We start from the raw sequence: 25,789 nt of genomic DNA, 5'->3' as shown, positions 1-25,789 counted from the left end.
GCGTAAACCCCTTGATCAGCGTGTCACCGCCGGATCAGGCGCGAACCTTCTCCCGCATCTCGAAGGTCTCGATGATGTCGCCGACCTGGACGTTGTTGTAACCACCCAGGGTCAGACCACACTCGAAGCCCTCGCGGACCTCCGTGGCGTCGTCCTTGAACCGCTTGAGCGAGGTGATCGTGAGGTTGTCCGCCACGACCGTCCCGTCCCGAAGCAGGCGCGCCTTCGCGTTGCGCCGGATGATGCCCGACCGGACGATACAACCGGAGATGTTGCCGATCTTGGACGAGCGGAAGACGTCGCGGATCTCCGCGCTGCCCAGCTCGACCTCCTCGTACTCCGGCTTGAGCAGGCCCTTGAGCGCAGCCTCGATCTCCTCGATGGCCTGGTAGATGACGGTGTAGTACCGGATCTCCACGCCCTCGCGGTCGGCTATCTCACGGACCTTGTTCGAGGCCCGCACGTTGAAGCCGATGATCGTGACCGGCTCGGACGAGGCGCTCGCGAGCATGACGTTGCTCTCGGTGATCGCGCCGACGCCCCGGTCGAGGACCTTGAGCTGGACCTCCTCGGGAATGTCGAGGCTGAACAGCGCGTCCTCCAGGGCCTCCACCGAACCGGAGCCATCGCCCTTGAGGATGAGGTTGAGCGACGTCTTCTCGCCCTCCTTGAGCTGCTCCATGAGCGTCTCGAGGGTGGCCCGACCACGGGAGTTGGCGAATGCCGCCGCCCGCCGCCGCGCCTGGCGCTGCTCGGCGATCTGCCGCACCGTACGGTCGTCCGCCGCGGCGAGGAACGTGTCACCCGCGCCGGGCGGCGCGGTCAGACCCAGGACCATGACCGGACGCGCCGGCCCGGCCTCGGCGACCTGGTTGCCGTTCTCGTCGAGCATGGCCCGGACCCGGCCGTGCGCCCCACCGGCGACGATCGAGTCGCCCGCCCGCAGGGTGCCCTTCTGCACCAGCACCGTCGCCACCGCACCGCGGCCCTTGTCCAGGTGCGCCTCGATGGCCACACCCTGCGCCGGCCCGTCGATCGGAGCGGTCAGCTCCAGCGACGCGTCGGCGGTCAGCAGGACAGCCTCGAGCAGCTCCTCGATGCCGATGCCCGGCTTCGCGGCCACGTTGACGAACATGGTCTCGCCGCCGTACTCCTCGGCGACCAGGCCGTACTCGGTCAGCTGCTGGCGAACCTTGTCCGGGTTGGCCTCCGGCTTGTCGACCTTGTTGACCGCGACCACGATCGGCACGTCGGCCGCCTTGGCGTGGTTCAACGCCTCGATCGTCTGCGGCATCACGCCGTCGTCGGCCGCGACCACCAGGATCACGATGTCCGTCACCTGCGCACCACGAGCACGCATGGCGGTGAACGCCTCGTGACCCGGGGTGTCGATGAAGGTCACCGCGCGGTCCACGCCGTCGTGCGGCACGTGGACCTGGTAGGCACCGATGTGCTGGGTGATGCCACCGGCCTCGCCGGCCACGACGTTCGCCTTGCGGATCGCGTCGAGCAGCTTGGTCTTACCGTGGTCGACGTGACCCATGACGGTCACGACCGGCGCACGGCTGACCAGACGCTCCTCGGCCACCTCCGCGTCGAGGTCGATGTTGAACTGCGCGAGCAGCTCGCGGTCCTCGTCCTCCGGGCTGACGATCTGGATGTCGAATCCGAGGTGCTCACCCAGCAGCTGCAGGGTGTCGTCAGAGCAGGACTGGGTCGCGGTGACCATCTCGCCCAGGTTGAACATCTCCTGGACCAGCGAACCCGGGTTGGCGTTGATCTTGTCGGCGAAGTCCGACAGCGAAGCGCCACGGGAGAGCCGGACGACCTGACCCTGACCCCGGGGAGCACCCGAGCTCATGGTCGGGGCCGACAGGTTGTCGAACTCCTGTCTGCGCTGCTTCTTGGACTTGCGACCGCGCGTCGGCCGGCCACCCGGACGCCCGAAGGCACCCGCGGCGCCACCGCCACGGCCACGACCGCCCGCACCCGGACGACCGCCACCACCGGCCGGAGCACCCGGACGGAAACCGCCACCGGGAGCACCGCCACCGCCGCCGGGGCCGCCACGGTAGCCACCGCCACCGCCGGCACCTGCGCCGCCACCGGGGCCGCCGCGGTAACCGCCACCGCCACCGGCGCCACCGCCGGGACCGCCACGGAAACCACCGCCACCGCCACCGGGACGACCTGCGCCACCACCGGGACGGCCTGCGCCGCCACCGGGGCCGGGGCGACCGGCAGCCGGACGCTGGCTCGGCATGGACGCCGGGCTGGGCCGCGGCGGCATGGAAGCCGGGCTCGGCCGCGGCGGCATGCCCGCCGGGGTGCTGGGCCGCGGTCCACCCGCGCCGGCGGCCGGCGGCCGCTGCTGGCCACCCTGGATACCGAACGGGTTGTTACCGGCGCCGCGCGCCGGCGGGCGACCGCCCGGCCGGGCACCCGGACCGGGAGCCGGCGTGCCCGGACGGGCGGCCGGCGAACCGGGACGGGGCGGCATCGCCGTGGGACCCGGCCGAGGGCCGGGGCCGGGGCGGTTGCCGTCGGCCGGAGGCTCCCGGCGGACGTTGTCCCGCTGCTGCTGACGGGCGGCCTGCGCGGCCTTGACCGCGGCCTCCTGCTCAGCCTTCAGCGCGGCGGCACGCGCCTCCGCGGCCGCCACCTCGATGTCGTGGGCACTCGCCGGCTTGGCGACCGGAGCCGGGGCCGCCGGCTGCGGCGCGCCAGGCACCGGACCCTTCGGCTTCGGACCCGGGGCCGGCGCGGCCGGCCGCCGAGGCGGCATCGGCTTGGCCGAGACCCGAGGCGCGCCCGGGGTCGGGGACGGCGTCGGGGTCGGGGTCGAAGCCGGCGCCGGCGCGGGCGCCGACGGGGCGGCCGGCGCCGGAGTACCGGCGGACGCGACGAATGCGTTACGCAGCCGCCGGGCGACGGGCGCCTCGACGGTGCTGGACGCGGACTTCACGAACTCGCCCATTTCCTTCAGCTTGGCGAGAACGGTCTTACTCTCGACCCCGAGCTCTTTTGCAAGCTCGTGTACGCGGGCCTTGCCTGCCACTGCACTCCTCACTCCGAGGTCGTGCGGGCAGCACCCGCAGCGACCTCACTCGTGCACTTGAAGCCTGGTCATTTCAGGGACTTCATCGTGTGCTCATGTCGGTCGTCCTACCCTGCTAGCGACCCTCGCCCGGTCGGGCTGACCGGACGTAGTGGTTGGCGCATCGACGTGCTCCGCCAGCACACCGTGGTCAAGGACCTCGGTGATGCGCAGCGCACGCCCGAAGGCGCGGCGCCGCACCGCCAGCGCGAAGCAGGCCGGATCCGGGTGCATGTTCGCTCCCCGACCCGGCAGCCTGCGGAGCGGATCAGGCTGGAGGCTGTAACCAGCCTCGCCCCTGACCGCGACGATCCGCAGCAATTCGCTGGCCGGCGCACGTTGCCGGCAACCCACACAGGTGCGCTCCGGCTGCGCGCGTCGTACCACTGGAGGAAGTCTACCCCTAGCTGCCCGAGATCGCGCCGCCCGGTTCCGGCACGTGATCAGCCGCGCCCCGCGCAGCCGGACTGGTCTGCTCCGCGTCGGACCGAATGTCGATCCGCCAACCGGTCAATCGGGCCGCGAGGCGGGCATTCTGCCCTTCCCGCCCGATGGCGAGGGAGAGTTGGAAGTCCGGAACGGTCACCCGGGCGGCCCGGGCGGCCAGGTCCACCACCTCGACCCGCAGCGCCTTGGCCGGCGACAACGCGTTGCCGACGAAGGTGGCCGGGTCGTCCGACCAGTCGATAATGTCGATCTTCTCACCGTGCAGCTCGCTCATCACCGCGCGCACCCGCTGGCCCATCGGGCCGATACAGGCGCCCTTGGCGTTCACCCCGGGGGTGGTGGAGCGTACGGCGATCTTCGTACGGTGACCTGCCTCACGGGCGATCGCGCCGATCTCCACCGTGCCGTCGGCGATCTCCGGCACCTCCAGCGCGAACAGCTTCTTGACCAGCGCCGGGTGCGACCGGGACAGGGTGATCTGCGGCCCGCGCATGCCCTTGGCCACGTGCACCACCACGCAGCGGATCCGCTCGCCGTGCGCGTACCGCTCGCCGGGCACCTGCTCGGACTGCGGCAGCACGCCCTCCAGCTTGCCCAGGTCGACGCTGACGATGCCCTTCTCGGTCCGCGTCTCGTGCGCCTGCACCACGCCGGTGACCAGGTCGCCCTCGCGGCCGACGTACTCGCCGAAGTGCACCTCGTCGGTGGCCTCCCGCAGCCGCTGGAGGATCACCTGCTTGGCGGTCATGGCGGCGATCCGGCCGAAGTCGTGGGGGGTGTCGTCCCACTCCCGCACCAGGGTGCCGTCCTCGTCCATCTCCTGCGCGTACACCAGGGCGGCGCCGGACTTACGGTCGATCTCCACCCGGGCGTGCGACTCGGCACCGTCGGTGTGCCGGTAGGCGGTCAGCAACGCGGTCTCGATCGCCGCGAGAATCGTGTCGAACGGGATCTCCCGCTCGCGCTCGAGTGCGCGCAGCGCCGCGAGGTCGATGTTCACCTCTCCTCGTCCTCCACATCATCTTCGTCGTCGATGTCGTCTGAATCGTCGATCTCGTCGGTCTCGTCCGCGTCGTCGAGTTCGTCCGATTCGCCCAGCTCGGCGAGCCTGGTGAACTCGACCTGCACCCGGCCCGGCCCCAGCTGGGCGTACGCCCAGGTGGAGCGGCCGTCGTCGGTCTCCAACTGCACGCCGTCGTCGTCGGCGCCGACCACCCGGCCGGTCAGCTGACGGTCACCGGCGGGCTGCTCGCCGCGCTGGCCGGGCAGCGCGGCCGCGCCCCGGACGGTGACCTTGACCAGCCGCCCCACGTTGCGCCGCCAGTGCCGGGGAAGGGTGAGCGGCCGGTCCACTCCCGGCGAGCTGACCTCCAGCTGGTACTCCCCGGCGACGATGTCGCCGCCGGTCTCCTCGGCAGCGTCCAGCGCGGCCGAGACGGCGCGGGAGACGTCCGCGACGGCGTCCAGGTCGATCCCGCCGTCGGCGTCCACGATCACCCGCACCACGTGCCGCCGGCCGGCCCGGGAGACCGAGAGGTCCTCCAGGTCGTAGCCGACGCCGTTGACCACCGGCTCGATCACAGCCCGCAACCGGGTACGCCGCGCGGCGAGATCACCACCGCGGGGACCCGCGCCGTCGCGGGGTCGACCTGTCGACCTGGTGGCACGGCCACGCTGCGTCATCTCCGCACCCTTTCCCTGGTCGACGGTCCCGCTCGTCCCGCCATGCCGGCACGCCACCGGAGCGGACGCGCCGGTGGCTGCGCAGAGCGTAACGCGCCTGCCCGTCGGCGGGCCGGGCGGCGCACCGACGCCAGTGGCCCCCGGAGCGGCGCGGATGGTGTTGACTTGCCCGGTGGGGATCGGCAGAACGACACAGCGCGACCAGGCATCCGGGCATTCCCGGCGAAAGCTCCTGCGTGCCGGGGCGCTGCTGGCGCTCGGCGGCGCAGCGGCGCCGCTGACCGGCTGTGATCTTTTCGACCGTGACGACGAGCCGGCGCCGCCACCGGACCCGCTGCGGCCGATGGTCGACGAGTCGCTCGCGCTGGCCGCGGCGCACCGGGCGAGCGCCGCGGCGCACCCGGAGCTGGCCGACCGGCTCGGCCCCATCGCCGAGGCGCACACCGCGCACGCCACCGAGCTGGCCCGGGTGATCGGGGTAGCGGTGCCGTCGGCGCCCGCCGCGGACCCGACCATCGCCCCGGCGACCGACCCGGCCGGCGCGCTGACCGCCCTGCGGACGCTGGAGAAGACCGGCCAGCGGTCCGCCACCGTCGCCTGCGCCTCCGCCCCGGCGGAACGGGCGGCGCTGCTCGGGTCGATCGCCGCCGCCCGGGCCACCCACCAGGAGGCACTGAAGTGAGGCAGCCGTCCGCCGCAGAGGCGCTCGCCGCCGCCCTCTCCGCCGAGTACGCGGCCATCTACGCCTACGGGCGGATCGGCGTCCGGCTCACCGGGGCGGCCCGGGACGCCGCGCACCAGGCGGAGGCCACCCACCGACGCCGCCGTGACGCGCTGGTGGTGCAGCTCAGCACCGCCGGCAGCACGGTGCCGGCGGACCGGGCCGGGTACGCGCTGCCGTTTCCGGTCACCGACCGGGCGAGCGCGTTGCGCCTGGCCGTCGAGGTGGAGGAGCGCACGGCGGCGCACTGGCGGGCCGCGTTGGCCTCCACCACCGGCGCCGACCGGGACCAGGCGCTGGCCGCCCTGGTCGAGTACGCCGTGCGCGCCACGAGGTGGCGAAAGGCCGCCGGACTCACCCCGCCGACTGTCGCGTTTCCCGGCCGCCCGGCCTGAACGGGTTCGCCGCGGTTGCGGAGCGCATACCAGGTATGCATACTCCGTTGCCATGTCCATCCGTCACGGGTTGCTCGCCCTGCTCGAACGCGGCCAGATGTACGGCTACCAGCTTCGCGCCGCGTTCGAGGAGTCGACCGGCTCGACCTGGCCGCTGAACATCGGGCAGGTCTACACCACGCTGTCCCGCCTGGAGCGGGACGGTCTGGTGCGCCCGTTGCCGGAGAGCGAGGCCGGGCAACGACCGTACGAGATCACCGACGCCGGCCGGGCGGACCTGGCGCTGTGGTTCGCCACCCCGGTCAGCCGTACCGACCGTCCCCGTGACGAACTGGCGATCAAGCTGGCGCTGGCGCTGACGACCCCCGGCGTGGACGTCCGCTCGGTGGTCCAGGCCCAGCGCAGCGCGACGATGCGGGCGTTGCAGGAGTTGACCCGGTTGAAGTACGGCAGCGACCGGCCGGAGGACCTGCCCTGGCGGCTGGTGCTGGACTCGATGGTGTTCCAGGCCGAGGCGGAGGTGCGCTGGCTGGACCACTGCGAGACCAGTCTGGTGCGGCACCAACCCGCGGCCCCCGGGGCACCCTTGCCCAGACCGGGCGACGCCGGGGCGTCCGACGCGGCGCGGTGGGCCGACGAGGAGGCGCGACGGTGAGCGGAGCGGACGACGCGGTGCTGGAGCTACGCGCCGTCCACCGCACCCACGGGGCCGGCCCCGCGGCGGTGCACGCCCTGCGCGGCGTCAGCCTCGTCGTCCGGCCCGGTGAGCTGGTCGCCGTGATGGGTCCGTCCGGCTCCGGCAAGTCGACGCTGCTGGCCCTCGCCGGCGGGCTGGACCGCCCGACCGGCGGCGAGGTCCGGGTCGAGGGGCAGCCGTTGGGGGCTTTGGACCGCAGAGGGCTGGCCCAGCTGCGCCGCCGCCGGATCGGCTACATCTTCCAGCAGCTCAACCTGCTGGGCAGCCTGAGCGCGCTGGAGAACGTCGCGCTCCCGCTGGAGCTCGACGGCACCGGCGGGCGCCGGGCCCGCGCCGCGGCCCTGGCCGCGCTGGCCGAGGTGGGCCTGCCGGCGCTGGGCGACCGGTTCCCCGACCAGCTCTCCGGCGGCCAGCAGCAGCGGGTGGCCATCGCCCGCGCGCTGGTCGGCGAGCGGCGACTGGTGCTCGCCGACGAGCCGACCGGGGCATTGGACTCGCAGACCGGCGAGGCCGTGCTGCACCTGCTGCGCCGCCGGGTCGACGCGGGCGCCGCCGGCGTCCTGGTCACCCACGAGGCGCGACACGCCGGCTGGGCCGACCGGGTGGTGTTCCTGCGCGACGGGGTGCTGGTCGACACGACCGCGCCGCTGGGCAGCGTCGAGCAACTGCTGTCCGGCAGCGGCCGGTGACGATCCGCCGGGCGCTGCGGGCCCCCGGCCGCGCCGACGCCCCGGCGGCCCCGCCGGTCGCGCCACCGGGCCGACGGCGGTTGGCCGAGCTGGTCGGCTCCTGGCGGGCGGCGCTGCGGATCGCCCGGCGCGAGTCGCGCCGGACCCGCCGGCGAACCGTCCTGGTGCTCGCGATGATCGCCCTGCCGGTGCTGGTGCTGGCCTTCCTGGCGGCCAGCTACGACATGGCCGAGCTGACCCCGCAGGAGCGGATCGACCGCCGGCTCGGTGTCGCCGACGCGGAGCTTCGCTGGCTCGCCGACACCCCGATCGGACAGGACGAGTGGGGCGACACCTGGTATTCCCGGGAGGGTGACCACGCGTCGGGCCGTCGGCTGGCGACCGCCTCCGAGGTGACCGCGCTGCTCCGCCCGGGCAGCCGGGTCACCGAGGTGCGCGCCCCACTCCCGCTGGCGGTGCACGGACCAGAGCGCGACGAGAACGTGCAAGGACGGGTGCTGGACCTCACCGACCCGTTGGCCCGGGGGCTGGTGCGGTTCCGGGCCGGACGGGCGCCGCTGCAGCCCGGCGAGGTCGCGGTGAGCCCGGCAGCGCTCCGGCGCCTGGACCTGCGCCTCGGTGGGGCCGTGGCGACCGCCGACGGGACCAGGGCGTACACCGTGGTCGGGGTGGTCGAATTCCCCGACAATCTCGGCCCGGTGGTGGCGCTGCACCCCGCTGCCGTGCCACGCACCGATCCGGAGCCGAGCAGCACCTGGCTGGTGGACGTGCCCGGCAGCGTCGACGCGGCGCTGGTGTCCCGGCTCAACGAGCGCGGCGTGCTGGTCACCCCTCGGCACCCCAGCGGCCCGGCGGCGCAACCGTCCCGGCGCTGGCCCGGGCTCATCGGTCCGGCCGACGCGGCCGACCTGAGCACCGGCGTGCTGATCGCCGGCCTCGGGCTGCTGGAGGTCGTGCTGCTGGTCGGACCGGCCTTCGCGGTCGGCGTCCGCCGTCGGCGACGTGACCTCGCGCTGGTCGCGGTGGCCGGAGGGGACGCCGCCCAACTTCGTCGGGTCGTGCTCGCCGACGGCGTGGTGCTGGGTGTGCTGGGCGCCGCCGCCGGCCTGCTGCTCGGCGTCGGCGCCGCGTTCGCCGGCCGCCCGCTGATCGAGCAGTACGTCTTCGGCGCCCGCTTCGGTGGGTACCGCTGCTGGCCGTCGGCGCTGGTCCTGCTCGGTGGGGTCGCCGTGCTGGCCGGGGTGCTCGCCGCGCTCGCACCGGCCTGGACCGCCGCCCGGCAGGACGTCATCGCCGGGCTCGCCGGGCGACGCACACCGCCCCCGCCCCGGACGCGGTGGCTGGTCCTCGGCCTGACGCTGGTGATCGGCGGGGCGGCGCTCGCGGCGTTCGGGGCCACCCAGACCTCGCCGGCGGTGATCCTGACCGGCCTGATCCTCGGCGAACTGGGCCTGGTCTGCTGCACGCCCACCCTGATCGGCGCGCTGGCCCGCCTCGGCCGGGTGCTGCCGTTGGCGCCCCGGATCGCGCTGCGCGACGCCAGCCGCAACCGGGCCGCCGCCGCGCCGGCGATCTGCGCCGTGATGGCGGCGGTGGCCAGCAGCGTCGCGCTCGGCGGGTACCTGGCCAGCAACGGGGCCCGCGAAGCGCGCGCCTACCAGCCGATCCTGCCGACCGGTCACGTGCTGGTCAGCCCGTCGGAGTCGACCCGGGAACCCGCGCCCACGCTGGCCCAGGTCACCACGGCGGCCCGGGCGCAGCTCGACGCCGAGGCGGTGGCCCCGCTGCACGCCGCGGCCTGCCAACCGGCGGCCACCCCCGGCGGCTACTGCTTCGTCGAGCCGGAGCTACCACCGGAGCGGGCCTGCCCCTGGCGACCCGGGGACGGCCTCTCCGAGGCGGAGCGCCGGCAGGCCCGGGCGGACCCGCGCTGCGTGGTCCCGGTCGGGGACTACTACGGCAGCTACGTGCAGACACTGGTGGACGACGGCAGCGCGCTGCCGCTCCTCATCGGCGCGGATCCGGCGGAGACCGCCGCCGCCACCGCGGTGCTGCGCGCCGGGGGCGCCGTGGTGACCGACCGACGCTATCTCCACGACGGCCGGGTGACCGTGAAGGTCAACCAGGTGGAGAGCGGGTCGGACGGGCCGATCGTCACCACCGGCGACGTGCCCGCGTACGCGCTGAGCCCGACGGTCGGCCAGCCCAGCCTGCTGCTGTCCCCGAGCGCGGCCCGAGACCTCGGCCTGAGCTGGTCCCCGAGCGGCTGGGTGATAGGCACCCCGAGCCCGCCGGACGTGCACCAGCAGGAGCGCTTCACCGCCGCCCTGCAGTCGTTGGGGACATTCTCGTTGAGCGTGGAGGAGGGGGCCGCGCCACGCGACAACTCACCGCTGCTCCTGTTGCTCGCGGCGGCGGCCGGGCTGATCACGGTGGGCGCGGCCGGGATAGCCACCGCGCTCGCCGCCGCCGAGGGGCGCGCCGAGCTGTCCACCCTCGCGGCGGTCGGCGCGGCCCCGGGGGTACGCCGGCTGCTGGCGATCTGCCAGGCCGGGATCATCGCCGGCCTCGGCTCGGTGCTCGGCATCGTGGCCGGGCTGGGCACCGCCGCGATCGTGCTGCTCTCGGTCAACCGGCAGTACGCCACCGCCTGGCCGGTGCGCGAGCCGTACCCGTTCCTGGTGCCCTGGCCGGCGCTCGGCGTCCTGGTGCTGGTGCCGGTGGTGGCGATGCTCGGCGCGGGCCTGTTCACCCGCGCCCGGCTGCCGATCGAGCGGCGGCTGGACTGACCAGGGCTCTCCGGCGGGGCATTCGGGGGTGCCGCCGGGGCGCGGCAGCCGGCAGACTGTCGGCGTGTCAGTGCTGGGAACCCTCACCCGTCGAGTCGGTCACCACCGCTGGTTCGGCGCCGCCGCCCGCCTGCTGGTGCCGGCCGACCGGATCGTCGGCCGGCTCACCCGGGGCCGGGTGGTCGCGCTCGGTCTGATCCCGTCCCTGGTGATCACCACGACCGGCCGCCGCTCCGGCAGGCCGCGCAGCAATCCCCTGCTCTACGTGCCGGACGGCGACGCGTACGTGGTGATCGGCTCCAACTGGGGGCAGACCCACCAGCCCGGCTGGGCGATGAACCTGCTCGCCGAGCCGGCCGCCGAGGTGGACGTGAAGGGACGTCGGGTGCCGGTACGGGCCGAGCCGGCCACCGGCGCGGAACGGGACCGGCTGTGGCAGCTCCTGGTGACCGAGTGGCCGGCGTACCGCACGTATGTGCAGCGGGCCGGCGGCCGGGAGATTCGCATCTTCCGGCTGGTGCCGACCGGGCGCGGCGCGCCGGCCGGCCCGCCACCGGCTGGCTAGGCTGACGCTCAGTCACGAGGCGGGGGTGGTCCGGTGAGCGCGAGGAGTGAGCCGGTGTTGCGGGCCCCGCAGTCGCGAACGAAGGTGGCCCGGTGAGCGCGAGGAGTGAGCCGGTGTTGCGAGCCCCGCAGTCGCGAACGAAGGTGGCCCGGTGAGCGCGAGGAGCGAGCAGGCCGGTGTCGACCGGGGCCTCGACGATCGACGGTGGACGGTGGCGGAGCAGGTCGCCGCGGCTACCCGGCGGCGTTTCCCGGCCGATGTGCTCGCGGTCGCGGTGCACGGGCCGCTGGCGCACGGCGACGACGACGGCGGCGGAGACCGCGAGGTGGGCATGCTGGTGGTCACCTACCGGCCCGGCACCGGCCCGGCACCGGCGACGCGGCGGGTGGACGGGGTGCTGGTCGACCTGACCGTGGCCGCCGCCGATGACTACCTCGGGCAGGCCCGGGTGCTCTCCCCCCTGTGGCCGCTGACCGCCGACCGGTACGTCACCACCCGGGCGCTGCACGACCCGACCGGCTGGCTGCCGACGCTGCGCGACGAGCACCTCGGTCGGCTGGCCCGGGCCCGGCCGGCGGAGTTCAGCACCGCCGCCCGGCAGGCCTGGTACCGGGGCAGCGCGGCGCATGCCCGGGCCGCCCGGTTGGCCGAGTGGTACGAGACGGATCAGGCGCTGCTGATGCTCGGCGAGGCACGGCTGGCCGCGGCCACGGTGACGGGGCTGCTGAGCCGCACCTACTTTCGTGACCCGGGGGACGCGGTGCGACGCACCGGGCTGGCCGGCGCGGACATGACCGAGGTGGGGTTGGTGCTGGCCCGGCAGGCCGAGGAGCTCACCGCCCGTGGCCGCCCGGTCGACGGCACGGTCGACGAGCTGCTCACCGGCTGACCGGCGTCACAGCCCGCCCTGCACGCCGATCAGCGAGCCGATCAGGTAGGTGGCGGCGGCCGCCGCGGCGCCCAGCACCAGCTGGCGCAACCCGCTGGTCCACCAGGGCCGGTTGGTGAACCGGGCCACCACCGCTCCGGCGGCGAACAGCCCGAGCCCACCGACGGCGAGCGCCAGCCACAGCTCGGTGGCCCCGAACAGGTACGTCAGCAGCGGCACCAGCGCGCCCACCGAGAAGAACAGGAACGAGGAGATCGCGGCCGTCCACGGGCTGGGCTGGTCGTCGGGGTCGACGCCCAACTCCTCACGGACGTGCACCCGCAGGGCCTCCTCCGGGTCGCGCCGCACCGCTTCCGCGACCTGGGTGGCCAAATCCCGCGGCAGGCCGCGGGCCACCCACGCGTCGGCCAGCTCGCGGGCCTCCGCCTCGGGGTGCCGCTCCAGCTCCCGCCGTTCCTTGGCCACCTCGGCGGCGACCTGCTCGTTGGCCGAGCGCACGCTCGTGTACTCGCCGAGCCCCATCGAGATCGCGCCGGCCACCAGACCGGCGGAGCCGGTCAGCACGATGCTGCGCGGCGAGACCCCGCCGCCGCCGACCCCGGCGATCAGGGCGATGTTGGTGACCAGCCCGTCCATCGCGCCGAAGACGGCCGGGCGCAGCCAGCCGCCGGAGACGTCCGCGTGGTGCGCCTCGCGCAGCGCCGCCGGGGTGTCGGTCACGGCAGGGTCAGGATCTCGTGGCCGTCGTCGGTCACCACGATGGTGTGCTCGAACTGCGCCGTCCACTTCCGGTCCTTGGTGACCACGGTCCACCCGTCGTCCCACATGTCGTACTGGTAGGTGCCCAGCGTGATCATCGGCTCGATGGTGAACGTCATCCCCGGCTCCATGATGTCGGTGGGCCGTGGGCTGTCGTAGTGCGGCACGTAGAGCCCGCTGTGGAAGGACTCGCCGATGCCGTGGCCGGTGAAGTCGCGGACCACGCCGTAGCCGAACCGCTTGGCGTACGACTCGATGACCCGGCCCACCACGTTGATCTGCCGGCCCGGGGCGACCGCGCGGATGCCGCGCATCATCGCCTCGTGGGTCCGCTCGACCAGCAGCCGGGCCTCCTCGCTGACCTCGCCGACGCAGAACGTGGCGTCGGTGTCGCCGTGCACCCCACCGATGTACGCGGTCACGTCGACGTTGATGATGTCGCCGTCCTTCAGGACGGTGGAGTCCGGGATGCCGTGGCAGATGACCTCGTTGAGGCTGGTGCAGCAGGACTTGGGGAAGCCCTTGTAGCCGAGCGTCGACGGGTACGCGTCGTGGTCGCAGAGGAACTCGTGCACCACCCGGTCGATCTCGTCGGTGGTCACGCCCGGCTTGCAGTGCTCACCGGCGAGCTGGGTCGCCTGGGCGGCCAGCCGGCTGGCGATCCGCATCTTCTCGATGGTCTCCGGCGTCTGCACGTGCGAGCCGCGCCACTCCTGGGGACGCTTCTTGCCCACGTACTCCGGTCGGGGAATGTGGGCCGGCACGGGTCGCATCGGGGAGAGCGTGCCTGGGGTCAGCGGCGGACGGACGGTCATGCCACAAGCCTATCGCCGGACCCGCTGGTGACCCGCGCCACGGCCGGTCCGGACCGGTTGTTGCCCTGCCAGGTCCGCTGTGCCATGGTGTCTGCGTGGATCAAGGAGGAGCACCACCCGTCTTCTCCGCCAGCGCGGAGACCGACGGTGACCACCTCCGGGTGGTGGTGGCCGGCGAGGTCGACATGTCGACCGCCGACACCATGCTCCAGACCGCGCTGCGTGAGCCCGCCGCGCGGATCACCCTCGACCTGAGCGCGGTCACCTTCTTCGACTCGGCCGCCATCCACGCCCTGGTCCGGCTCGCCCAGCAGTTTCCCGGCACACTCACCGTGCTGCCGTCCCGGCAGGTCCGTCGGGTGCTGGACATCTCCGGCCTGGGCGACCAGAGCTGGCTGAGCCCGGCCTGAGAGGCCCGCGCTCCGCACCCTCTGTGGGCACCCGCGGTACGCGGCGACCGCCGCGCGTGCTCAGGCCTGCAACTGCCGGCGCAACGTGACCTCGGTGCCCTCGTCGGTACGCCGCACCGACAGGTCACCCAACGCCTTGATCAGAGCCAGCCCGCGCCCCCGGAACCCGGAGCCGGTCGACTCCCGCCACTGCCCGCTGTCGCGCACCGTGGCGGTCACCGTGCGGTCCTCGATCGCCACCTCCACGCTGATCATCGGCTCGGCGGGCAGGACCGGGTGCTCGATGGCGTTCGCGGCGGCCTCGGAGATCGCCACGGTCAGGTCGAACAGGTCCGTCTCGCCGACCCCGTGCGCGACCAGGAAATCCTCCAGGCGCTTGCGCAGCACGCTCAGCCGGGTCGGGTCCGCCGGCAGCCGCAACGCGAAACGGTTCAGCTCGGCCGCCTCCAGGGCGAGCACCGCCACGTCGTCGCGGCGCGGCCGCCCGGCGACCCGCTCGACCACCGCGTCGATCAGGTCCTCCACGTGCTCACCGGGGATGGCCGCGTCGACGCGCAGCTGGGCCAGCGCATCGTCGATGCCGAGCTGACGGTCCTCGATCAGCCCGTCGGTGTAGAGCAGCAGCCGGCTGCCGACGGGCAGCTCCCCCTCGACCGCCCGGTACGTCGTGTCGGGGATGGCGCCGACCGGTGGGCCGAGCGCACGGTCGTGCAGGAACGCCGCGTCGTCGCCGCGGATCAGCAGGGGGGACGGGTGGCCGGCGCTGGCGTACCGCAGCCGGCCGGTACGCGAGCTGAACAGCAGGCAGACCACGGTCGCGAAGGAGCGACCCTCGGTGGACGTGACGAGCCGGTTGAGCCGGGTCAGCGACTCACCCGGGTCGAAGCCCTCCAGGACGTACGCCCGCAGCGCGTTGCGCAGCTGTCCCATCGCCGCCGCGGCCCGGACCCCCTTGCCGACGACGTCACCGATGACCAGCACCAGCTCGTCGCCCTCCAGCGCGATCACGTCGTACCAGTCGCCACCGACCTCGACATCGGTGGTGCCGGGCAGGTAGCGGCTGGCCACCACCGCGCCGGGCAGCTGGGGCAACGACCGGGGCAGCAGGCTGTGCTGCAGCGTGGTGGCGACGCGGTGCTCGGTCTCGTAGAGCTGGGCGTTCTCCAGCCGCACCCCGACCAGCCGGGCCAGCTGGGTCAGTGCGGCCTCGTCGGCCCGCGCGTCGTCGCCGGGCGGCCGCCAGACCCGCAACTCGCCGAGCTGCTCGCCGGCGGTGCCGGTCAGCTCGGCCACGAAGGACGGATCGGTGGCGGCAGTACCCCCGGCATCCGCCTCGGCCCGGGCCCCGCTCGCGGTGACCACCACCCGGGCGGCCTCGGCGAGGCTGAGCGCGTGCCGGGCGGCGATCCGAAGCACCTCGGCGGTGGACCGGGCGGTGTTCACCGCCACGGCGGCGTCGGCCAGCGCCCGGAGCCGGCGGATGATCTGCCCACGCAGCTGGCCCAGCTCGACGTTGGCCCGGACCCGGGCGATCAGCTCCTGCCCGGAGAAGGGCTTGGTGAGGTAGTCGTCGGCGCCGGCGGAGAGGCCGGCGACCGCCTCCGCGGAGCCCGCCCGGGCGGAGAGCAGCACGATCGGCACGTGCCGGGTACGCGGGTCCGCGCGCAGCGTGCCGACCAGGCCGAACCCGTCCAGCCGGGGCATCATCACGTCGGCGAGCACAAGGTCGAATCCACCCTCACGGGCCAGCGGCAGGGCCACCAGGCCATCGTTCGCGGTGACCACTTCCCAGGTCGGGGAGAGTAACCGGGTGACGTGCTCACGCAGGTCCGCGTTGTCGTCGACGACCAGGATCCGGCCGGCCGGGGCGACCTCCGCCGGCTGGCTGCCGAACTCGGGCGTCGGCTCTGCGCCGGTCCACAGCGCGGTCTCCGCCACGTAGAGCCGGGACTGGTCGGGCTCGTCCTCCGGCAGGGGGGCGAATGGCGCCACCCGGTCGGCGGGCAGGTGCGCCGATCCGAACGGGATGCTCACCGTGAACGTGCTGCCCTCGTCGATCTGACTGGTCACCCCGACCTCGCCGCCGTGCATCTCCACCAGCTCCCGGACCAGCGCCAGGCCGATCCCGGTGCCCTCGTGGGTCCGGGCGCGGACTCCGGGCACCCGGTGGAACCGCTCGAAGACGTGCGGCAGCTCGGCCGGCACGATCCCCACGCCGGTGTCGGTCACCTCCAGCCGGGCGGCGCCGTCGACGGCCCGGACCCGGACCCGGATGTCGCCGTCGAAGGTGAACTTGAGCGCGTTCGACACCAGGTTGAGGACGATCTTCTCCCACATGTCCCGGTCGATGAAGACCGGTGCCGGCAGTGGCGGGCAGTCCACCACCAGTCGCAGCCCGGTCCGGTCGGTGGCCGAGCGGAAGGTGCTGGCCAGCCGGGCGGTGTAGCCGGCCAGGTCGGTGGGCTGGTAGTGGGCGGCCAGCCGACCGGACTCCAGCCGGGAGAAGTCCAGCACGGTGTTGACCAGCTTGAGCAGGCGCAGCGCGTTGCGGTGCATCATGGTGAGCCGGTCGGTGTAGCCGGCGGGCAGTACCGGGTCGGCCAGCAGGTCCTCCAGCGGGCCGAGGACCAGCGTCAGCGGGGTCCGGAACTCGTGGCTGACGTTGGCGAAGAAGTTGGTCTTCGCCCGGTCCAGCGCGGCCAGCTCCGCGGCGCGGGCCCGTTCATGCTCGTACGCCCGCTGCTTGCCCACCGCCCGGGAGATCTGGGCGGCGACCAGGTCGAGGAAGTTCCGGTACTCGTCGTTGAGGGGCAGCCGGCGGGCCACGCCGACGACGAGCGCGCCGACCCTCTCGTTGGTCGCCGTGACGGGCAGCACGAGCGCCTGGTCGGCCGCGTCGGCCGGCGGTGGGTCGAGCAGCCCGGCAACGTCGATCGTGACGGGCACGCCCTCGGCGGCCACCCGGGAGAGCACCTCGGGGTCGACGTCGACGGCGTCCCGGCCGGTGCCGTCGGAGCCGGCCAGAGTGAACCGGCCGGCGTCGTCGGCCAGGTAGATCAGCGCGAACGGTACGTCGGCCCGGTGCCGACCGAGGACCTCGGCGACGGTCCGGCCGAGCTCGGCCGCGCTGCCCACGTCGGCCAGCTCGGCGCCCAGCTCGGCCAGCGCCCGCAGCCGACGCTCGCCGAGAACCCGGCCGGTGGTCTCGTTGACGATGCAGTAGACGCCGTTGACCGAGCCGTCGGCGCCTCGGATCGGGTCGTACGAGACGTCGAAGTAGGTCTCTTCGAGAAAGCCGTGCCGGTCCAGCAGGAAGGGGTGGTCCTCGCCCCGGTAGGAGCGCCCGGTGTGCCGTACGCCCTCGAGCAGGGGGCCCAGCACCTCCCAGGTCTCCACCCAGTGCTGCGACGCCGGTTGACCGAGCACGCCGGGGTGCTTGCCGCCGATCGTGGCGCGGTAGGCGTCGTTGTAGAAGGCGAGCTGGTCGTCGCCCCAGAACATGACGATCTGCGCGCTGGAGGCGAGCATCATGCCGACCGCGTTGGAGAGCGCCGGCGGCCAGCTGCCCGGGGCCCCCACCGGTGTCGAGGACCAGTCGAGGTTGCTCAGCCGCTCACCCAACTCTCCGCCCGCCGCGAACGCGGCCGCCAGCATCGGGGGGAGGTCCGCGCCGACCGCGAAGGGATCCTCCGCGTCGGCGCCCCCCAGGCCCGAGCTCATACAGCCTCCCGCTCCGGCCGTGCCCCAGCCGTTGATCTCCGCCTGTCGTGTCCCGACCTGTACCCCGGCGGACGCGCCGCGTAACGCATGACGCCGCTCGGACGCTGGTTACCTGCGCCGGACCCGTCAGCCACCCGACAGTGGGGCGGAGGCAGCGCCGGGGCGACCTTCGGCGGAGCGACCTAACGGCTCAGAAGACGGGCAGCCCGTCGATGCTCGCCGCGTTCCTGGTGGTCCGGTAGGCCACCAGGTCGTCGGCGGTACGGCGCGCGTGTGAGCTGAGCAACAGGTCGCGTTCCGCGCGGTAGTCCATCAGCGGCACCGCGTACCCGCAGGAGTCGCTGACCCGGTCCACCTCGACGGTGATCACGGCCCGCACGGCGTGCACGTCCGGCGGCTCGGGGAACTCGGCGAGCCGGTCGGCGAACGCCTCCTCGGTGACCGCGACGCTGGTGCCCCGGCTGTGCAACCGGACGATCTTCGGCGGCCCGTCGAAGGCGCAGAACATCAGCGTGATCCGGCCATTGTCCCGCAGGTGGGCGATGGTCTCCGCGCCGCTGCCGTGGTAGTCCAGGTAGGACACCCGGTGCGGACCGAGGATCACGAAGGTGCCCCGTATGCCCTTCGGCGAGACGTTGACGTGCCCCTCGGCACCCGACGGCGCGGTGGCCACGAAGAAGACCGGCTGGGCCGCGATGAAGTCGCGCAGCCGACCGTCGATCTCCGGATAGACCTTGCCCATGTGCCGATCCTCCCACCGGCCACCACGCCCGGTGGGTGCGACGTAACGTCACGTCGCCCGGGGTCGCACCGATCGCACGGCCTCGTCGGGCGCGGTGACGGGCGGGCTGGACGGTCGCTGGCCGGCGGCCCGGACCAGCGCGGCGACCGGGCGGGGATCCGGTTCGTTCTCCGGATGCCACTGCACACCGAGCACGAACGGCCGCTCCGGATCCTCGACCACCTCGATCACACCGTCTTCCGCCCAGCCGCTGACGGCGAGCCGCCCGGGGTCGGCAACCCCCTGGTGGTGGTACGAGTTGACCCGGTCCACCCCGGCCAACACCGTGGCGGCCAGGCTGCCCGGCGCGAACCGCACCGGATGCGCGCCGTAGACGCCCGGCGCCGGACGGTGCGCCTCGTGACCGACCACGTCGGGCAGGTGCTGGTGCAGGGTGCCGCCGTAGGCGACGGCGAGCAGCTGCATCCCCCGGCAGACGCCCAGCACCGGCAGCTCCGCGGCGAGCGCCGCGGCCAACAGGGTCAGCTCGCCGTCGTCCCGGTCCGGCCGGTCCTCGGTCCTGGGGTCGGGCGGCTGGCCGTACCGCCCCGGGCCGACATCCGCACCACCGGCCAGCAGCAGCCCGTCCAGGACGGCCAGCACGTCGCCGTCCTCGTCGTCCGGCGGCAGCACCACCGCCCGACCGCCGGCGACGGTCACCGCCCGCACGTACGCCTCGGGCACCAGCACGGCCCGCACGCCCCGCCAGACCGCCCAGTCGGCAGGCTCGACGTACGCACTGATCCCGATCAGCGGCCTCTTCATAGAGGTGTGACGTACGCGCCGGTGATGCCGCCGTCGACCACGAACTGCGCGGCGGTCATGAACGAGGCGTCGTCGCTGGCCAGGAACGCCACCGCGGCGGCGATCTCCTCCGGTTGCCCGAACCGGCCCATCGGCACGTGCACCAGCCGGCGGGCCGCCCGCTCCGGGTCGGCGGCGAAGAGTTCCAGCAACAGCGGGGTGGCCACCGGGCCGGGGCAGAGCGCGTTGACCCGGATGCCCTCGCGGGCGAACTGCACGCCCAACTCACGGGTCATCGCCAGCACCCCGCCCTTGCTCGCGGTGTACGCGATCTGCGACGTCGCCGCGCCCATCAGCGCCACGAACGAAGCCGTGTTGATGATCGAGCCCCTGCCCTGGCGGCGCATGTGCGGGATGGCGTACTTGCAGCAGAGGTAGACGCTCGTGGTGTTGACCCGCAGCACCCGCTCCCAGGCGTCCAGGCCCGTGTCCAGAATGGAGTCGTCGTCCGGCGGGGAGACGCCGGCGTTGTTGAACGCGATGTCGACCCGCCCGTGCCGGTCGGCCACCCCGTCGAAGAGGTCACGCACCGCCGACTCGTCGGCGACGTCGGTGGCCACGAACTCGCCGCCGCACTCCTCGGCGGCCCGCTCGCCGGCCGTCGCGTCGATGTCGACGCAGACCACCCGGGCCCCCTCGGCGGCGAACCGCCGGACGGTGGCCAACCCGATCCCGCTGCCCGCTCCGGTGATCACGGCCACCCGGTCCTGCAACCGACCCTGCACAGGCGTCACTGCTTCCTTGTTATTGCTCATTGCTGAGCACGTCGGATGATTCGCTCTCCGCCCGCTGTACCGGGCTGGAGTCCGGGAGCGGCAGTCTGCTCCGGTGGCGATCGGCCCGTGCCTGCACGATCTGCCTCACCGCGCGATGCGGGGTGCGCAGGGTGATGTCGGGGTCACCATGTCGTCGCAGGACGTTGATCGCGGCGTTCACGTCGGCCTGCCACACCACCCCGCACAGCGTGCAGTGAAGCCGATCCCCGGCGCGGCGGCCAAAGCAGCCGCAGCGGTGACAGACTTGTGAGGTGTAGGCGGCGTTGACGTGCACGAGCGCAGAACCTCTGCGCTCCGACACATCCTTCAGCGCCTGCGCGGTGACCCCCTTGGTCCACGCGGCGAGACGCCGGTTGGTGTTCCTGCCGAACTGCTTGCGCCCGGTGAACGTCTTGGTCAGGTCTTCGGCGACCACGACGGCGGCCTTGTCCACTACCTGATGCACGGCGGTGAAGATCTCCGTGCGCACCCGCCCGCGGTGGCGGGCGGCCTGCCGGTTTCGCTTGATCGTGCCGAGGTTGATCGTGGCGATCCGCTCAGCCTTCGCCTGGTCGCCGCGCCGGGCTGCGGTGTTGGCGATCGAACGCAGTTTCGCCCGGCGGCGGTTGCGTTCCTTGATCCGATCAGACTCGGCGGTCAACAACTGACCGAGGCGATCGCCGTGGTGGTTGCCATCGGAATCGGTCAGCGCCTCGGTGTAACCCTTGTCCACCCCCAGCGTCGCGGTGCCACACGGACGCTGTGAGGTTTTCATGGTGGCGGCGTCGATTTGGTAGTGGATCTCCACGCGGTCGCCGCGCAGGATCAGCCGCAGCGTGCCCGTCGGAGCGACGGTGGTGTTCAACGGGATGCGGACCATCTGGCGCCGCACCAGGCCGGGAACGGCCAGCCACAGCCGTCCACCCTCGTCAGCCCGGGTGTGATGCTGATCGGCACGCACCACGATCTGGTTATGGGTGCGGTTGTGCCCGCGCCGCCAATGTGAGCGCATCTGCCGCGACAGGTACGGATCGTCGACCCACCGGTCAGCCTTGAGCAGCCCGAACAGCCGCCTCTGCTCTGCCTGATCGCCGGTGCGGCGCCGAATAGCCCGGCGCACCTGCGTCTTGGCCGACTCGCGGGCCGCGGCGATGTCGGCCATCGCGTCACGGACGGTTTCCTTCCACGCGTTCGCCAACACCCCGAACCGGTGGTGGATGCCCTCAGCAAGCCACCGGTCGCGAACCTCCCGGTCGGTCAGCCCAGCACCGCCCGCCGAGCCGTACCGCTGCCACACCTCACTGCGGACCCGACCCAACCGGCGCGCCTGCTCGGTCAACGAGTGGTACTTCCCCGCGTTGAGGCGGTGTGAGTAGGCGATCCGGGTCGTCCTCACGACGACACCTCGGTCAAGTCTGCAGCGTTCAGCTGCTTCTCGTAACGACGCTGGCCGTGAAGGCGGCCGGAGAAGGTATCCACGATCGCCAACAGGTCCTGCATCATCTCCTCTCGCGGCGACAGTGACTCCTGGTTAGCAACGAGAATTTCGCAGCCAGCGGTCTCAGCCTCGTGCGCAAGGTCGTCATAGCCGAACCGGGCCAGCCGGTCCTTGTGGGCGATGACCACAGTTGCCACTCGCCCGACTTTGACGTTGCCCACGGTTGAAAACCATAGACAACTTCGATAAGCAAGCAAGCCTAGAGTCACTCCTCTGTCGCGATGAACAGGTTCTTGACATCGGTGAAGGCGTGCAGCGCGTCCGGACCCAGCTCCCGGCCCAGCCCGGAGCGCTTCATGCCGCCGAACGGGGTCCAGTAACGCACCGAGGAGTGCGAGTTGACGCTGAGGTTGCCCGAGTCGACGGCGCGGGCGAGCCGGAGCGCGCGGCCCACGTCCCGGGTCCAGATGGAGCCGGAGAGGCCGTACTCGGTGTCGTTGGCGAGCCGGATCGCGTCGGCCTCGTCGTCGAACGGGAGCACCGACACCACCGGGCCGAAGATCTCCTCCCGCCAGTGCCGGTCGGCCGGCGAGTCGGCCAGCAGCACCGTCGGGGCGTGCCAGAAGCCGGGACCGTCGGGGCAGGAACCGGTGAACGCGACCCGGGACCCGGCCACGTAGCCGGCGACCCGGTCCCGCTGGCCGGCGGAGATCAGTGGGCCCATCTCGGCGGTGTCCCGGGCCGGATCCTCCACCCGCACGGCGCGTACCGCCGGTTCGAGCAGTTCCAGGAAACGGTCGTACACCGGGCGCTGGACCAGGATCCGGGACCGGGCGCAGCAGTCCTGGCCGGCGTTGTCGAACACCGCGCCGGGCGCGGTCGCGGCGGCGCGTTCAAGGTCGGCGTCGGCGAACACGATGTTGGCGCTCTTGCCGCCCAGTTCCAGGGTCAGCCGCTTCACCTGGGCCGCGCAGCCGGCCATGATCCGGGTGCCGACCTCCGTGGAGCCGGTGAAGCAGATCTTGCGGACCGCCGGGTGGCTGACGAACCGCTCCCCCACCACCGCACCCTCGCCCGGGACGACCGTGAACACGTCGTCGGGCAGGCCGGACTCGCGGGCCAGCTCGGCCAGGCGCAGCGCGGTGAGCGGGGTCAGTTCGGCGGGTTTGAGCACCACGGTGTTGCCGGCGGCGAGGGCCGGGACGAACCCCCAGGCGGCGATCGGCATCGGGAAGTTCCACGGCACGATCACCCCGACCACGCCGAGCGGCTCGTGGAAGGTGACGTTCAGCCCGCCGGGCACCGGGATCTGCCGCCCGGTCAGCCGCTCCGGCGCGCCCGCGTAGTAGTCCAGCACGTCCCGGACGTTGCCGGCCTCCCAGCGGGCGTTGCCGATGGTGTGCCCGGAGTTGCGGACCTCCAGCGTGGCCAGCTCGTCCAGGTGCGCGTCGACCACGGCGGCGAACCGCCGCAGCATCCGGGCCCGATCCCCCGGTGCCACCGCCCGCCACGCCTCGAACGCGATCGCGGCCCGCGAGATCGCCGCGTCGACCTCCGCCACCGAGGCCCCCGGCACGTCCCGAAACGCCTCCCCGGAAGCCGGATCCACCACCAGAGTCACGTGTCCCACCCCCCGCCCTGGTCGATCATGGAGTTGTGGTGCCGCACGGAAGCCGCGATCACGCGCGTTCCGCCCACCACACGTCCATGATCGACGCAGTGGATGGGGTCACAGGCGTTCGAAGCCACGGGTCAGCTCCCAGTCGGTGACGGCGGCGTCGAAGGCGGCGATCTCCACCCGGGCCTGGTTGGCGTAGTGGGCGACCACCTCGGGGCCGAAGGCGTCCGCGGCGGCGCTGGAGGACTCCCAGAGGGTCAGGGCGTCGCGCAGGGTGCCGGGCACCCGCTCGGCCTCCGGGTCGTCGTACGCGTTGCCGGTGCACTCCGGCCCCAGCTCCAGCTCCCGCTGGATGCCGTGCAGCGCGCCGGCGACCAGCCCGGCGATCGCCAGGTACGGGTTGACGTCGGCGCCGGGCACGCGGTTCTCCACCCGCATGCCCTGCCCGTGCCCGACCACCCGCAGCGCGCAGGTGCGGTTGTCCACCCCCCAGCGCAGCGCCGTCGGGGCGAACGACCCCGGCTGGTAGCGCTTGTAGGAGTTGATGTTCGGGGCGAAGAGCAGGCTGAACTCCCGCATCGTGGCCAGCAGCCCGGCGAGCACCCGCTGCCCGGTCTCCGACAGGTGCGCGGGCCCGTCGCCGAGCATCGCCGAGGCGCCGGTGGTGTCGCGCAGCGAGAAGTGGATGTGGCAGGAGTTGCCCTCCCGCGCGTTCGGCTTGGCCATGAAGGTGATGGCCATGCCCTCCTGGGCGGCGATCTCCTTCACCCCGTTCTTGTAGATCACGTGGTGGTCGGCGCAGGCCACCGCCTCGTCGTACCGGAAGGCGATCTCGTGCTGGCCGAGGTTGCACTCACCCTTGGCGCTCTCCGGGGTCAGCCCGGCGCCGGCCATCTCGGTGCGGATCCGGCGCAGCAGCGGCTCCACCCGGGCGGTGCCGAGCAGCGAGTAGTCCACGTTGTACTGGTTGGCCGGGGTGAGGTCGCGGTAGCCGCGCCGCCAGGCGTCCTCGTACGAGTCGCGGAACAGCACGAACTCCAGCTCGGTGCCGGCGTACGCGGTCAGCCCGTGCTCGGCCAGCCGCCCCAGCTGCCGGCGCAGGATCTGCCGGGGCGAGGCGACCACGTCACCGGAGCCGTCCAGCCAGGTCAGGTCGGCCAGCAGCAGCGCGGAGCCCGGCTGCCACGGCATCCTTCGCAGCGTGTTGAGATCCGGCACCATCGCGAAGTCGCCGTAGCCGCGCTCCCAGCTCGACATCGCGTACCCGCCGACGGTGTTCATGTCCACGTCCACGGCGAGCAGGTAGTTGCACCCCTCGCTGCCATGCTCGACAACCTGATCGAGGAAGAAGGGTGCGTGGAACCGTTTGCCCTGCAAGCGGCCCTGCATGTCGACCAGGGCCAGCACGACGGTGTCGATCTCACCGGCCTGGACCGCGACCCGCAACTCTTCCAGCGTGAACGGCGTTCTGCTCATCAGCGGGCCTCCATCACAAGGTCTACTGGCAATCCGGATCACCGTCAATGCCCCCGGCGCGATCGGCGGCAAACCACGCGAGAAGCTCTCATGCGTCTTCGGGTCATCCTGGCCGTCGCCGTCCTCGCCGTGGGGCTGATCACACCCGGCGAGCGCCGGGGCGGGCGTGCGGCCGGAGCACGGATCGGCCGCCGGGCTGGGCGCGGGCGATGTCGACTTCGCCGAGCCGCAGGTTGTCGCGACCGGGCTCGAAGCTCCCTGGGGGCTCGACTTCCTGACCGACGGCAGCGCCCTCGTCGCCCAACGCGACCAGGGCACCGTGCTGCGGCTGCGACCGGGCCGCCCAACCGTGCAGGTCGCCCGGATCGCAGGGGTGGTCGCCGGCGGCGAGGCGGGGCTGCTCGGCCTGGCCGTATCACCCTGGTACCTGCTGGACCGGTGGGTCTACGTCTGCTTCACCACCGCCTCGGACATCCAAATCGTGCGGTTCCGGCTGGGCGCGCCGCAGTCCCAGCAGGTGATCCTCAGCGGCCTCGCGCGGGCGTCCGTCCACGACGGTGGCTGGATCGCGTTCGGCCCGGACGGGATGCTCTACGCCGGCATCGGCGACGCCGGCGTTCCCGCCAGCGCGCAGAACCTGGCCAGCCGCAACGGCAAGATCCTGCGGATCCGGCCGGGCGGCGGCGTTCCGGCCGACAACCTGTTTCCCGGATCGCCGGTGTACAGCTACGGCCACCGCAACGTGCAGGGCCTGACCTGGGACACGCGGGGCCGGCTGTTCGCCACCGAGTTCGGCCAGAACACGTGGGACGAGGTGAACCTCATCGTGCCGGGCGGCAACTACGGCTGGCCGGTCGTGGAGGGTCCGAGCACGGACCCCCGGTTCCGTGCTCCGGTCGTCGTCTGGACCCCCGCTCAGGCGTCCCCGAGCGGCGCCGCGTTCGCCAACGGCACCCTGTTCGTCGCGGCGCTGCGTGGGGCCCGGCTGTGGGCCGTGCCCGTGAGCGCCGCCGGTCAGGTCGGCACGCCGTCCGCCGAGCTCGTGGGGGCCTACGGCCGTCTCCGTACCGTCGAGAGGGCGCCGGACGGCTCGCTCTGGGTGGCCACCAGCAACCGCGACGGCCGCGGCACGCCGACGGCGGCCGACGACCGCGGCCTCCGCTTCACGACCGGCGAGCGGCAACCACCGCCCGCCGGTCGCGTCGGATTCCACGCCGATTCTGCGCGGCCCTGATCCGCCG

The 25,789-nt window shown here is 73.1% G+C and carries 23 protein-coding genes; 9 read left to right on the top strand and 14 right to left on the bottom strand.

The genetic code is table 11. The features are described from left to right. Positions 1-34: 34 nt before the first annotated feature. From infB to rimP, 4 genes are all read right to left on the bottom strand, one after another. Positions 35-3,058, bottom strand: a complete 3,024-nt coding sequence (gene infB, locus BUS84_RS31005; RefSeq protein WP_074317896.1) for a translation initiation factor IF-2 — start codon at positions 3,056-3,058, stop codon at positions 35-37. Positions 3,059-3,151: 93 nt separating this feature from the next. Continuing rightward, entirely contained in the window at positions 3,152-3,484 is a 333-nt protein-coding gene (locus tag BUS84_RS31000; RefSeq protein ID WP_074317894.1) for a YlxR family protein, read from the bottom strand. Between the two features lie 16 nt (positions 3,485-3,500). Further along, a complete protein-coding gene (nusA, locus tag BUS84_RS30995) occupies positions 3,501-4,544 on the bottom strand; it encodes a transcription termination factor NusA (protein WP_074317892.1) in 1,044 nt (347 codons plus the stop codon). Next, positions 4,541-5,227 carry a ribosome maturation factor RimP gene (gene rimP / locus BUS84_RS30990; protein WP_074317891.1) on the bottom strand — a complete coding sequence of 229 codons (687 nt, stop codon included), beginning with the start codon at positions 5,225-5,227 and terminating at the stop codon, positions 4,541-4,543. Before rimP ends, nusA begins: the two co-directional genes overlap by 4 nt. A 154-nt stretch (positions 5,228-5,381) precedes the next feature. On the opposite strand from rimP, the gene BUS84_RS30985 reads away from it, so the two are divergent. The 7 genes from BUS84_RS30985 (at position 5,382) to BUS84_RS30955 (ending at position 11,972) form a co-directional block, all read left to right on the top strand. Further along, positions 5,382-5,909 (top strand): ferritin-like domain-containing protein, encoded by a 528-nt coding sequence (locus BUS84_RS30985; protein WP_244298782.1) that lies wholly within the window; start codon positions 5,382-5,384, stop codon positions 5,907-5,909. Next, positions 5,906-6,343: a ferritin-like domain-containing protein gene (locus BUS84_RS30980; RefSeq protein WP_074317889.1), complete on the top strand. Its 438-nt coding sequence runs from the start codon at positions 5,906-5,908 to the stop codon at positions 6,341-6,343. Before BUS84_RS30985 ends, BUS84_RS30980 begins: the two co-directional genes overlap by 4 nt. Positions 6,344-6,395: 52 nt before the next feature. Continuing rightward, complete coding sequence (locus BUS84_RS30975) at positions 6,396-6,998, top strand: PadR family transcriptional regulator (protein WP_074317888.1); 603 nt, start codon at positions 6,396-6,398, stop codon at positions 6,996-6,998. Next, on the top strand, positions 6,995-7,729 hold the full coding sequence (locus BUS84_RS30970; RefSeq protein WP_074317886.1) for an ABC transporter ATP-binding protein: 735 nt from the start codon (positions 6,995-6,997) through the stop codon (positions 7,727-7,729). Before BUS84_RS30975 ends, BUS84_RS30970 begins: the two co-directional genes overlap by 4 nt. After that, positions 7,726-10,518: an FtsX-like permease family protein gene (locus BUS84_RS39165; protein WP_084757653.1), complete on the top strand. Its 2,793-nt coding sequence runs from the start codon at positions 7,726-7,728 to the stop codon at positions 10,516-10,518. Before BUS84_RS30970 ends, BUS84_RS39165 begins: the two co-directional genes overlap by 4 nt. 64 nt (positions 10,519-10,582) lie before the next feature. Then, positions 10,583-11,083, top strand: a complete 501-nt coding sequence (locus BUS84_RS30960; RefSeq protein ID WP_074319229.1) for a nitroreductase/quinone reductase family protein — start codon at positions 10,583-10,585, stop codon at positions 11,081-11,083. A gap of 151 nt (positions 11,084-11,234) precedes the next feature. Then, positions 11,235-11,972, top strand: coding sequence for a hypothetical protein (locus BUS84_RS30955; RefSeq protein WP_074317884.1), 738 nt, complete (start codon positions 11,235-11,237; stop codon positions 11,970-11,972). Positions 11,973-11,978: 6 nt separating this feature from the next. On the opposite strand, the gene BUS84_RS30950 is transcribed toward BUS84_RS30955, so the two are convergent. Beyond that, positions 11,979-12,692, bottom strand: a complete 714-nt coding sequence (locus BUS84_RS30950) for a VIT1/CCC1 transporter family protein (RefSeq protein WP_074317882.1) — start codon at positions 12,690-12,692, stop codon at positions 11,979-11,981. After that, entirely contained in the window at positions 12,689-13,546 is an 858-nt protein-coding gene (gene map, locus BUS84_RS30945; RefSeq protein ID WP_074317881.1) for a type I methionyl aminopeptidase, read from the bottom strand. Before map ends, BUS84_RS30950 begins: the two co-directional genes overlap by 4 nt. 95 nt (positions 13,547-13,641) lie before the next feature. Here map and BUS84_RS30940 point away from each other — a divergent pair, with 95 nt between their 5' ends. After that, a complete protein-coding gene (locus BUS84_RS30940) occupies positions 13,642-13,956 on the top strand; it encodes an STAS domain-containing protein (protein ID WP_208869768.1) in 315 nt (104 codons plus the stop codon). A 60-nt stretch (positions 13,957-14,016) separates the two neighbouring features. Here the strand turns inward: BUS84_RS30940 and BUS84_RS30935 are convergent, their stop codons facing one another. From BUS84_RS30935 to BUS84_RS30900, 8 genes are all read right to left on the bottom strand, one after another. After that, positions 14,017-17,676: a SpoIIE family protein phosphatase gene (locus BUS84_RS30935; RefSeq protein WP_074317877.1), complete on the bottom strand. Its 3,660-nt coding sequence runs from the start codon at positions 17,674-17,676 to the stop codon at positions 14,017-14,019. Positions 17,677-17,866: 190 nt separating this feature from the next. Continuing rightward, a complete protein-coding gene (locus BUS84_RS30930) occupies positions 17,867-18,418 on the bottom strand; it encodes a pyridoxamine 5'-phosphate oxidase family protein (protein WP_074317875.1) in 552 nt (183 codons plus the stop codon). Positions 18,419-18,466: 48 nt separating this feature from the next. Next, positions 18,467-19,222, bottom strand: coding sequence for a gamma-glutamyl-gamma-aminobutyrate hydrolase family protein (locus BUS84_RS30925; RefSeq protein ID WP_074317873.1), 756 nt, complete (start codon positions 19,220-19,222; stop codon positions 18,467-18,469). Beyond that, the gene (locus BUS84_RS30920) at positions 19,219-19,986 is read right to left on the bottom strand and encodes a 3-oxoacyl-ACP reductase (RefSeq protein WP_208869949.1); all 768 of its coding nucleotides are present in this window, start codon (positions 19,984-19,986) and stop codon (positions 19,219-19,221) included. Before BUS84_RS30920 ends, BUS84_RS30925 begins: the two co-directional genes overlap by 4 nt. Positions 19,987-20,005: 19 nt before the next feature. Then, entirely contained in the window at positions 20,006-21,355 is a 1,350-nt protein-coding gene (locus BUS84_RS30915) for an RNA-guided endonuclease TnpB family protein (RefSeq protein WP_208869767.1), read from the bottom strand. A gap of 53 nt (positions 21,356-21,408) precedes the next feature. Next, positions 21,409-21,675: a recombinase family protein gene (locus BUS84_RS30910; protein WP_143728576.1), complete on the bottom strand. Its 267-nt coding sequence runs from the start codon at positions 21,673-21,675 to the stop codon at positions 21,409-21,411. A 44-nt stretch (positions 21,676-21,719) separates the two neighbouring features. Beyond that, entirely contained in the window at positions 21,720-23,075 is a 1,356-nt protein-coding gene (locus tag BUS84_RS30905; protein WP_074317866.1) for an aldehyde dehydrogenase family protein, read from the bottom strand. A 108-nt stretch (positions 23,076-23,183) separates the two neighbouring features. Next, positions 23,184-24,548 carry a glutamine synthetase family protein gene (locus tag BUS84_RS30900; protein WP_074317864.1) on the bottom strand — a complete coding sequence of 455 codons (1,365 nt, stop codon included), beginning with the start codon at positions 24,546-24,548 and terminating at the stop codon, positions 23,184-23,186. Between the two features lie 166 nt (positions 24,549-24,714). Here BUS84_RS30900 and BUS84_RS30895 point away from each other — a divergent pair, with 166 nt between their 5' ends. Then, positions 24,715-25,782: a PQQ-dependent sugar dehydrogenase gene (locus BUS84_RS30895; protein ID WP_084757650.1), complete on the top strand. Its 1,068-nt coding sequence runs from the start codon at positions 24,715-24,717 to the stop codon at positions 25,780-25,782. Positions 25,783-25,789: the final 7 nt, after the last annotated feature.

The organism is Micromonospora cremea, from assembly GCF_900143515.1.
Lineage (GTDB): Bacteria > Actinomycetota > Actinomycetes > Mycobacteriales > Micromonosporaceae > Micromonospora > Micromonospora cremea.
This window is presented reverse-complemented; position numbering and strand designations above follow the sequence as displayed.